A 10,414-nucleotide genomic window follows, 5' to 3' on the forward strand; every position below is an offset into this window, starting at 1 on the left:
ATGTTTCCTGAAGCACATGGTGAGCTAGAATGGGAAACACCATTTCAACTTTTAATTGCCACGATTTTATCCGCCCAAGCAACAGATAAGGGTGTGAACAAGGCAACACCGGGACTTTTTGCTAAATACCCTGATCCAGAAAGCTTGGCACAGGCAGATATCGCAGATGTTGAACAATGTATCCGAACGATTGGACTTTACAAAACAAAAGCGAAAAACATTGTCAAGACTTCGCAAATGTTGGTAGAAAATTTTAATAGTGAACTGCCAAGAGATAAAAAGTTATTACAAACCTTGCCAGGTGTAGGCCGGAAAACGGCAAATGTTGTTCTGGGAGAAACCTACGGTATTCCCGGAATAGCTGTTGATACCCATGTTGAACGGATTTCAAAACGTTTGGATATTGTGCCACAAAAAGCCTCCGTCTTGGAGGTTGAAGAGAAGTTGATGAAGTTGATTCCTGAAGAACGTTGGGTGGAAAGTCATCACCATCTCATCTTCTTTGGCCGTTATCATTGTACAGCGCGTGCACCAAAGTGTGAAGAATGTCCTGTGCTCGAATACTGTAAATTTGGAAAGAAAAACTTAAATGAATGAAATAAAACTCTCAAAACGTCTACAAGCTGTTGCAGATCTTGTGAAGCCAAACAGTCGTCTTCTGGACGTGGGCAGTGATCATGCTTATTTACCTACCTATTTGATTCAGCAAGAAAAGATTGACTTTGCCATCGCAGGCGAAGTAGTTAAAGGACCGTATCAAATTGCCCATAATCATGTGGCTGAGCAGAACTTGCAAGAGAAGATTGAAGTCAGATTAGCCAATGGTTTGGCTGCCTTTGAAGAAAATGATAATATCACAAGCATTGTAATTGCTGGTATGGGCGGTATTTTAATCTCCGAAATCCTCGAAGCAGGAAAAGATAAATTGAGCCAAGTAGAGCAACTCATTTTGCAACCTAATAATCATGAAGAAAGCCTTCGTTCTTGGCTTATGGACCATGATTTTGTAATTACTTCCGAAAAGATACTTCTGGAAGCAGGGAAAATCTACGAAATTATTGTGGCAGAACATGGCACAGCCGAGCTGAATGAAGCAGAACTTGAATTTGGACCATATTTGTCCCAAGAAAAATCAGAAGTCTTCTGTCAAAAGTGGAATAAAGAGCTCAATACTTTAAATAAAATACTTGAGCGACTTCCTGAAAATCATGAAAAACGTGCCACAGTTCAAGCAGAAAAAGAAAAAATAGAAGGAGTTCTCCAGTGAAAATCAGAGATTTCATGGCCTTGTACGAAGAATTTTGTCCCAAAGATTTAGCAGTTGAAGGCGATCCTGTTGGATTACAGATAGGCTCTCTTGATGCTCCAGTAAAAAAGGTCTTGGTTACTTTAGATATTCGTGAACAAACAGTTTCAGAAGCTATTGAAAAAGATGTGGATTTGATTTTAGCGAAACATCCGGTTATTTTTCGGCCTTTAGCAAACCTGACAGATGCGAACAGTCAAGAAAAAATTGTCCTTGAGTTGATAAAAGCGGGTATTGCAGTTTATACAAGCCATACCAATATTGATGTTGTGGATGGTGGGCTGAACGATTGGTTCTGTGAACTTTTAGAAATTAAAGATACGGAAATCTTATCAGTGGAAGGTTTAGGTCGTGTTGGAAATATTACACCGATGAGCTTGGCTGATTTTTCAGAAAAAATGAAACAAACTTTTGCTTTAGATCATCTGCGTTTGGTGACTTATGATCGCTCTTTGAGCCAGACCATTCAACGTGTGGCAATCTGTGGTGGCAGCGGCGGCAAATTTTGGCCGGAAGCCCAAGCCAAAGGTGCAGATCTCTATATTACGGGTGATATATATTATCACGTTGGTCATGACCAGCTTTCGCAAGGGCTTATTGGACTTGATCCTGGTCATTACTTGGAACATCTCTTTATCCCGAAAGTCGCTGAAAAACTAGCTAGTTTTGGCACAGATGTTGAAATTATTGAAAGTAAAGAAAATACTAATCCTTTCTTCGATATTTAAATTCAAAACTTTATGATACTTTACAGGTCATGGAGTTTTTTCATTTTATAAGCGCAAATGCCGAACCATTTCCCAAATAAAAGCTGCATCGGGTTTCGCATAGCTCTAAATAAAGCTCATGTCTGTTAAAATAAGTTGAGAGAGACAATGATGGAGAAAGAGAATGTATTTTAAGAAAGAAAGTTATGATGCATTGGTGTTTGACTCGGACGGGACAATTGTTTTTAATGGTTACGAAATCGAAGCAAATATACTGGAAAAATTACGTCAACTGGATGAAAGGGTCAAAATAATCTTTGCTTCAGCTCGTCCCGTACGTGATATGTTGCCGCTTTTGGAAGACTTCCCCGACAATGATTTGATTGGCGGAAATGGTAGTATTGTCCGCATGAAGCAACGCATATTCTCTACACAAACTATCACACCCAATAGTGTAGAAAAAATCGTAACTTTTATAGGGGCACGAAAGCTAGAGTATGTCATAGATTATGATTGGAATTATAGTGCAGAAGTTTCCGCTCAGACAAACATACTTAATAAATTGGACACCGCCCACAAAGTTCAAAACGTCAGTTTGAGTTATGAAGATGTCATCAAAATCATCATATTTGGTGTTACACCAAGATTTTATCAGGAATTCGATACAGGCGAAGAACTGGCTATTTTATACCATTCCGATGTAGAGGAACTCGTGATTACGGCAAAAAACATCAATAAATATCAGGTGTTATCGGAAATCATGGGACAAACTAACTATATCGGCTTTGGCAATGATAAAAATGATGTAAAATTACTCGCACATGCCAAGCTTGCAATTTCTGTAGGAGATAACCCAGAAGTTCTTCAGGTGAGCCAGGAGCATCTGCCTGCAGAGAGTGAAAAAATTACTGCTTTTTTGGAGAAATTGATTCTTGATAGCAGAGGATGAAAGACATTGGACTTTATCAAGCGGGTATGCTATCATAAAAGCATGAAAAAATTCCAGAAAAATGAAGTGATTCAAGGAACAGTCCTTGACTTAACACATGAAGGGCAAGGAGTTATCAAAGCAGATAACTTCCCTTTTTTTGTTGAAAATGCCTTACCCGGTGAAGAGATTAAAATGAAAGTCCTAAAAGTCGGAAAGAACTTCGGCTTTGGCAAGGTTGAAGAATGGCTCAGCCAATCACCAGATCGTGTGCAAGATGTCAATATGACCTATCTCCGTACAGGAATTGCTGACTTTGGGCACATGACTTATTCAGCCCAGCTTCACTTTAAACATAAACAAGTTGTTGATGTACTTCGTAAAAATGCACATAAGCCAGACTTTCCGGTTCTTGACACTTTAGGTGCGGAGCAAGAAAGCCAATATCGTAATAAAGCACAGGTGCCTGTTCGTAGCATCAATGGAAAAACAGAAACGGGCTTCTTCCGAAAAAACTCACACGATTTAGTGCCAATCCGTGATTTTTATATCCAAAATACTGAAATTGATGGCTTGGTTAATCAGGTGCGTGAGAGTTTAATTAAGCTCAATATTCCGCCTTATGATGAGCAAAGGAAGCGAGGGATTGTACGTAATATCGTAGTTCGTCGCGGTCATCATAGCGGTCAAGTGATGCTGATTTTGGTTGTGACTAAAGAGAAATTCGCTGGTCTTTCAGAACTTGTCGCTGAATACAGCAATAAAGTGGACTCTTTCCAGCTCAGTATTAATACATCAACAGGAAATGCAATCTTTGGCTCTAAGTTCAAATTGCTCTCAGGTAAAGATTATATTACGGACAGCATGTTAGGTAAAGATTTCCAAATCTCTGCACGGGCTTTCTATCAAGTCAACACAGCACAGGCTGAAAAGCTTTATCAATTAGCTTATGATTTTGCAGATTTGAAAGCCGAAGATGTCGTGATAGATGCTTATTCCGGTATCGGTACAATCGGCCTTGGAATGGCAGATAAGGTCGCACAGGTTTACGGTATGGAAATCATACCAGAAGCGGTTGAAAACGCTAAGACAAATGCAGCGCTGAATGATATTAAAAATGCGCAGTACGAAGTCGGACCAGCAGAAGAAGTAATGCCACAATGGGTACAAGACGGTATCCAACCTGATGTTATCTTTGTTGATCCACCACGCAAGGGTCTAGACGAAAGCTTTATCAAAGCCGCCACAGCAACCCAAGCACGTGCCGTGGTCTATATCTCATGCAATCCGGCAACATTTGCGCGTGATGTCGTCCGCTTTGAAGAAGAAGGTTATCTTTTGGAAAAAGTACAACCTGTTGATCTTTTTCCACAGACGAAGCATGTGGAGTGTGTGGGATTATTGATGAAAAAATAAGACTCAATACCAAAAAGGACTCAAAAATGTCACACAAAAACCACAACTACGAGAAAGAATCAGAAAAATTCTATGATAATATCGCCCAGCGGTTTGACCATTCCTTCGATGGATTCCTTGCTTCATTTTTCAAAAAGTTTATTGTCAAACACTTGGAAGTACCGAGAAATGCCAATATCCTTGATATTGGCTGTGCCAATGGGACACTGCTATCCATGCTTAGCAAGCAGACAAAGATTTTTGGGGCAGGTTTAGACATTTCTTCTGAAATGATCAAGATTGCCAGCCAACGTCATCCGCAGTTTGAGTTTAAGCAAGGCAGCGCGGAAGCTGTTCCGTTTCCGAAGGATAACTTCAATATTATCACTTGTTCGGCTAGTTTTCATCACTTCCCTCATCCTGATCGCTTTTTAGATGAAGCTAGTCGTTTGTTAAAACAAGACGGTAGACTGGTGATTGCGGAAATCCATATCCCTGTAGTGACAAAGCTTTATAATTGGCGACTGAATCGCTTTTCAACTGAAGGCGATGTCAAAGTTTATCCCCCTAAAGAGCTGGCAAATCTTTTTCAAAAAAAGGGCTGGAAAATTGTGAAACGTAAAATTTTTCTGCAAATTCAATATTATGAACTAAAAAAGCTGTGAACACAGCTTTTTTATATAAATAAAATTATGTAAAAAAAGAACCTTCGATGTCAATATTACAGGGATTATGTTATAATTAAACAGTATTTTACACATTAGAAGGGGAAAAATCCTATGGAAAAACAAAATTTTAGAGCCTCTGTTTTTTTCAAATGGTTTGTAAATAATAAAGTCGTGACGGCACTCTTAGTTGTCTTACTTTTATTACTTAATATTCTATTACTCAGCAAAGTCAACTTTATCTTTGCACCAATTGCAGATTTTCTGACCATTGTTTCATTACCTGTCGTTTTAGCAGCCGTGTTTTATTACTTGCTTAATCCGATTGTTGATTATCTCGAAAAGAAACGTGTGCCGCGTATCGCCAGTATTATTGTACTTTTTATTCTAATTGCTGGTTTGTTGGTTTGGGGCTTGGCTTATGCCATTCCTTCTATCTCCAATAGTGTGGCAAGTTTCTCTAAGCACGTGCCTAACTATGTCGAACAAGCACAAGAAGAAGTAAATAAACTGTTGACCAATCGTCACTTTGAGCAATTCCGCCCACAAATGGATGATTTCATGGATTCCCTTGGGAATAATATCGTGGACTGGTCGAAAAACTTTTCAACTGCTGCCTTTAGCTCAATCACTGATGTGATTACGCGTACAGCAAGTGTCTTTATTTCACTGGTTATCTTCCCGTTCGTGCTTTTCTATCTTTTACGTGACGGAAAAAACTTGAACGGCTATATCACACATCTTTTACCAGTCAACTGGCGCAAAGATACTTCAAAAATCTTAACTGAGATGAATTCACAACTTGCAAACTACGTACGTGGTCAAGTTATTGTTGCGATTGCGGTTGCTTTGATGCTTGCGATTGGTTTACCAATCATTGGTTTGCGTTACGGGATCACCCTTGCTATCTTATCTGGACTCTTTAACTTGATTCCATTCCTTGGATTCTACTTGGCCATCATTCCGGCTATGATTATCGGTTTAGCAACAGGTGGACCAATCATGTTGCTTAAAGTCTTGATTGTCTATATCATTGAACAAACACTTGAAGGACGTTTCGTTTCGCCTTTAGTTCTAGGGAAACAGTTGAGCATTCACCCAATCACAGTTCTCTTTGTGCTCTTAACGGCCGGCAAAGTCTTTGGCCTATGGGGCGTTCTACTGGGAATTCCGTTCTATGCTGCAGCCAAAGTAATTATCACACATATCTATGATTGGTATCGTGAAATTTCGGAACTTTATCAACCTGTTGATTTAGGAAATACAAGTGAACTTGAAAAAATAGAGGAGAGCTAATGTCTTATTCAGAAGATACCATTGATTTTCTACATAAAGGTGATTTGATTGGGATGCATAATGCTTTGAGCAATGCGCTCAAGCATGATAACGAAGAAATGCTTGCGGATTTGGCAGAATATTTACAAATGATGGGTTTTATCGATGAGAGCCATCAAGTCTATGATAAGATTCTGGGTGACAATCCTGAAAGTACCGACTACTTGATTAATCTGGCAGAGATTGCAGAGGATGATGGACAGATTGATGATGCTTTAAACTATCTCTATCAAATTCCTGCTGGAGACGAAAACTATGTTGCTGCTTTGATTCAAATTGCGGATTTGTACCAGTTTGAAGGCGACTTTGAGACGGCCATTAGCAAGCTGGAAGAAGCACGTGAACTTTCCGATTCTCCCCTGATTACGTTCGCACTTGCGGAAAGTTATTACGAGCAGGGCGCCTATCAGGAAGCTATTCAAAACTACGCCAAGCTTTCTGTACGTGAAATTCTACAGCAAACTAAAATCTCTACTTATCAGCGTATCGGTGAATCCTACGCACATCTAGGGAATTTTGAAAATGCGATTTCCTTTTTAGAAAAGTCTTTAGAGTTCGATAAAACTGCTGATACGATTTACAAGATTGCTTTGCTTTATAGCGAGTTGGACAATCAAGCACGGGCGATTAGTTATTTCAAACAGCTAGAAGATTATAATACAGATTTACTAAATTACGAATTAGCCTATGCCCAAACACTGGAAGCGGACCGTCAGTTTGATGAAGCTGCCCGTGTGGCTCAAGATGGTTTATTGAAAAATCCGAATTCGGCTTTACTGTTGCATTTTCTCTCGAAGCTGGCTTATAGTCAAAAAGATCAAGCTGCTGCAGAACGATACTTGATGGATGCACTCAATGTCGCTGAGCTCCATGACGAAACAGTATTCCTCCTAGTAAACCTTTATTTCAACGAGTCAGACTTTGAAGCTGTGATTCGCTTGGAAGAGTTGTTAGAAGAAGAACATCTCTTGGCACAGTGGTTATTTGCCCAAGCTCATAAAGAGCTGGAAAATGATGCACAAGCAGAGGCGCTCTATACAGAGCTCTTGTCGACTGCCTTGACTGATAATCCAGATTTCTTGAAGGATTATGTTGATTTCCTTTTGCAAATCGGACAAAATGAGAAGGCGCAAACCTATATTAAACAATATCTGGAATTCGTGCCAGAAGATGAAGAAATGAGAGGACTGTTGTTCGAGTAATCGAGCAATGGTTTTTTTATTGAAGTAAGATTACAAAGTCTGTAATATTTCATAGGAGAGGATGTAAGCGTTTTAGGTGCAGATATCTTGTGAAAGCAGACTACATATACATTCTTCAAGCGCGATTTTTGTAAATTAAAATGTTTTCTGCTAAAATTGATTGTGAAGATTGTGAATCTTAATTGAAATGGAGAAGAAATGACTGATAAAAAATTCGGCTCAGACTTAGTTGTAGATAGTTTAATTAACCATAATGTAAAATATGTTTTTGGTATACCCGGTGCCAAAATTGACCGCGTATTCGACCGCTTGGAGCATGATCCAAAAGCGCCAGAATTAATCATTACTCACCATGAGCAAGGTGCTGCTTTTATGGCCCAAGCTGTGGGACGTATCACTGGTGAACCTGGTGTTGTTTTGGTTACTTCTGGACCTGGTGTATCAAACTTGGCAACGCCACTTTTGACAGCAACATCTGAAGGAGATGCGATCCTTGCTATTGGTGGACAAGTAAAACGCGCTGATCGTTTGAAACGTGCACACCAATCTATGGACAATGCTCAAATGATGGCGCCTGCTTCAAAATATTCACAAGAAATCTTGGATCCATCAACAATTTCTGAAACAGTAGCCAATGCTTACCGTATCGCTAAAGGCGGTCGTGCAGGTTCAAGTTTCTTATCTATCCCACAAGACGTGACGGATTCAGAAGTTTCAGTGAATGCCATTAAACCTTTGTCAGATCCTAAGATGGGTAATGCCTCAATTGATGACATCAACTATTTAGCGCAAGCGATTAAAAATGCTGTATTGCCTGTTATCCTTGTCGGTGCTGGTGGTTCAGATGAAAAAGTGGCCAAAGCTTTGCGTAACTTACTTTCACACGTCTCTATTCCAGTCGTTGAAACTTTCCAAGGTGCAGGTGTGATTTCGCGTGACCTTGAACATACATTCTTCGGTCGTATCGGTCTTTTCCGTAACCAACCGGGAGATATGTTGCTCAAACGTTCAGACTTAGTCATTGCTGTTGGTTATGACCCAATCGAGTATGAAGCACGCAACTGGAATGCTGAAATTGATAGCCGTATCGTTGTTATTGACAATGCCATTGCTGAGATTGATACTTATTACCAACCAGAACGTGAATTAATTGGTGATATCGCTCAAACATTGGAAAATCTTTTGCCAGCAGTCCGTGGTTACAACTTGCCAGAGGGTTCAGTTGAATACCTTAAAGGTCTGCGTGACGTGATTAACCAACACGAATTTGATGTTGAAGCAGCTGAAGAAGGACGTTTGCACCCACTCGACTTGGTAAGTACTTTCCAAGAAGTTGTTAAAGATGATGAAACTGTGACTGTCGACGTTGGCTCACTCTATATCTGGATGGCACGTTACTTCCGTTCTTATGAACCACGTCACTTGCTCTTCTCAAATGGTATGCAAACACTCGGTGTAGCTTTGCCTTGGGGAATTACAGCCGGTTTGCTCCGCCCAGGACACAAAGTTTATTCTCACTCTGGTGATGGTGGTTTCCTCTTCACCGGTCAAGAACTTGAAGTTGCCGTTCGCCTTAACTTACCATTGATCCACATTATCTGGAACGATGGTCACTATGACATGGTTAAATTCCAAGAAGAGAAAAAATACGGCCGTGCAGCAGGTGTAAACTTCGGAAGTGTCGATTATGTGAAATACGCTGAAGCTATGGGTGCCAAAGGCTATCGTGTCCACAGCGCAGAAGAACTCAAAGAACTCTTAGAATCAATCCCTGACAGCACAGGACCAGTAGTTATTGATGTTCCTATCGATTATTCAGACAATATTAAATTAGCGGATACGCTTTTGCCTGAGGAGTTTTATTGATAACATTGAATAAAGAATAAAAATAAGTAAAAAACTTGATAAGGTCAGTATTATCAAGTTTTTTTCTTCCTTATAGTTCTCTATTGTAAATTATAGTATATAATAAAGGTACATATTAAAACGAGTACGATAAGGAGTAATTCATGCACTACGACATTATCAACGCTTTCACTGGCAATAAAAGTTTAGGAAATCCTGCGGCAGTCTGTATCTTAACCCAACGACTCCCAAAAGAGCAGCTCCAACAGATTGCTTCTAAAATTGCCTTGCCTGAAACCTCCTTTATCTATAAAAATGTAGAAAATGAATGGGAAATCCAGTGGTTCAGCCCTAAAAGGGAAGTTTTATTGTGTGGACATGGTATGATTGCGGCCGCATTTGTCATCAAGCAGAAGTTAGAAAAAGAGTGCGAGGTTTTGAGCTTTAAATCCAAATCTGGGAAATTAACTGTCGCCATGCATAATGATCAATTTATCTTAAACTTTTCACGTCAACAGCTTTTTCCAAAGGAAATCACTGAAGAAATGAAAGCAGCATTCTCAGGGACAACCATTCAAGAAGCTTACACTACCCAAGAAAAAGATCATCTTGTACTTGTGTTAGATTCAGAATCAGCAGTAAAGGATGCAAAACCACAGATCGCTATCATTAAATCATTAGCTTCTCATGCAGTCACAATCACAGCAAAAGGAGCAGATATTGATTTTGTATCGAGATATTTTGCACCTCATGGTGGTGTAGATGAGGACCCAGTGACAGGTTCGTCACATACACGCTTGGCACCATTATGGGGAGAGAAGCTAGAGAAAACAAAACTTATCGCTAGACAACTCTCTAATCGTGGTGGGATGATTGCTTGCGAAATTGAGGGAGAAAGAGTTAAAATCTCTGGTCAGGCAGTTCTTGAAAAAGAAAATATCGTCATTCCCAACTATGATATGTAAGAATAGAAAAAAGTGCTTGGAACAACTATCCAGCACTTTTTAGTATAATTTTCTTGAATTTTAAGG

At 39.7% G+C, this 10,414-nt stretch carries 10 protein-coding genes; all 10 read left to right on the forward strand.

The annotated features are described in order from the left end of the window. On the forward strand, window positions 1–597 hold a 597-nt coding region (gene nth / locus LACDD01_RS02170; protein ID WP_061413065.1), incomplete at its 5' end, for an endonuclease III. Then, a complete protein-coding gene (locus LACDD01_RS02175) occupies window positions 590–1,267 on the forward strand; it encodes a tRNA (adenine(22)-N(1))-methyltransferase (protein ID WP_061413066.1) in 678 nt (225 codons plus the stop codon). The genes nth and LACDD01_RS02175, both read left to right, overlap by 8 nt. After that, window positions 1,264–2,034, forward strand: coding sequence for a Nif3-like dinuclear metal center hexameric protein (locus tag LACDD01_RS02180; protein ID WP_082779256.1), 771 nt, complete (start codon window positions 1,264–1,266; stop codon window positions 2,032–2,034). Before LACDD01_RS02175 ends, LACDD01_RS02180 begins: the two co-directional genes overlap by 4 nt. A gap of 163 nt (window positions 2,035–2,197) precedes the next feature. Further along, window positions 2,198–2,962, forward strand: a complete 765-nt coding sequence (locus LACDD01_RS02185; protein ID WP_061413067.1) for an HAD-IIB family hydrolase — start codon at window positions 2,198–2,200, stop codon at window positions 2,960–2,962. Between the two features lie 6 nt (window positions 2,963–2,968). Next, window positions 2,969–4,357, forward strand: coding sequence for a 23S rRNA (uracil(1939)-C(5))-methyltransferase RlmD (gene rlmD / locus LACDD01_RS02190; protein ID WP_061413068.1), 1,389 nt, complete (start codon window positions 2,969–2,971; stop codon window positions 4,355–4,357). 26 nt (window positions 4,358–4,383) lie between these two features. After that, window positions 4,384–5,001 (forward strand): class I SAM-dependent methyltransferase, encoded by a 618-nt coding sequence (locus tag LACDD01_RS02195; RefSeq protein WP_061413069.1) that lies wholly within the window; start codon window positions 4,384–4,386, stop codon window positions 4,999–5,001. A gap of 114 nt (window positions 5,002–5,115) precedes the next feature. Further along, window positions 5,116–6,297, forward strand: a complete 1,182-nt coding sequence (locus LACDD01_RS02200) for an AI-2E family transporter (RefSeq protein WP_019293983.1) — start codon at window positions 5,116–5,118, stop codon at window positions 6,295–6,297. Continuing rightward, window positions 6,297–7,538, forward strand: coding sequence for a tetratricopeptide repeat protein (locus LACDD01_RS02205; protein ID WP_061413070.1), 1,242 nt, complete (start codon window positions 6,297–6,299; stop codon window positions 7,536–7,538). The genes LACDD01_RS02200 and LACDD01_RS02205 overlap by 1 nt, the downstream gene beginning before the upstream one ends. Window positions 7,539–7,736: 198 nt before the next feature. Continuing rightward, on the forward strand, window positions 7,737–9,404 hold the full coding sequence (gene alsS / locus LACDD01_RS02210; RefSeq protein ID WP_019291695.1) for an acetolactate synthase AlsS: 1,668 nt from the start codon (window positions 7,737–7,739) through the stop codon (window positions 9,402–9,404). A 143-nt stretch (window positions 9,405–9,547) separates the two neighbouring features. Then, the gene (locus LACDD01_RS02215) at window positions 9,548–10,348 is read left to right on the forward strand and encodes a PhzF family phenazine biosynthesis protein (protein ID WP_061413071.1); all 801 of its coding nucleotides are present in this window, start codon (window positions 9,548–9,550) and stop codon (window positions 10,346–10,348) included. Window positions 10,349–10,414: the final 66 nt, after the last annotated feature.

It is taken from the genome of Lactococcus sp. DD01 (assembly GCF_001578715.1).
GTDB lineage: Bacteria > Bacillota > Bacilli > Lactobacillales > Streptococcaceae > Lactococcus > Lactococcus petauri.

What these genes read in the sequence shown, in the direction of transcription:
- LACDD01_RS02195 (WP_061413069.1), top strand. Translation starts at nt 4,384, where the DNA reads ATGTCACACAAAAACCACAACTACGAGAAAGAATCAGAAAAATTCTAT.
- LACDD01_RS02205 (WP_061413070.1), top strand. Translation starts at nt 6,297, where the DNA reads ATGTCTTATTCAGAAGATACCATTGATTTTCTACATAAAGGTGATTTG.
- LACDD01_RS02175 (WP_061413066.1), top strand. Translation starts at nt 590, where the DNA reads ATGAATGAAATAAAACTCTCAAAACGTCTACAAGCTGTTGCAGATCTT.
- LACDD01_RS02200 (WP_019293983.1), top strand. Translation starts at nt 5,116, where the DNA reads ATGGAAAAACAAAATTTTAGAGCCTCTGTTTTTTTCAAATGGTTTGTA.
- LACDD01_RS02215 (WP_061413071.1), top strand. Translation starts at nt 9,548, where the DNA reads ATGCACTACGACATTATCAACGCTTTCACTGGCAATAAAAGTTTAGGA.
- alsS (WP_019291695.1), top strand. Translation starts at nt 7,737, where the DNA reads ATGACTGATAAAAAATTCGGCTCAGACTTAGTTGTAGATAGTTTAATT.
- LACDD01_RS02185 (WP_061413067.1), top strand. Translation starts at nt 2,198, where the DNA reads ATGTATTTTAAGAAAGAAAGTTATGATGCATTGGTGTTTGACTCGGAC.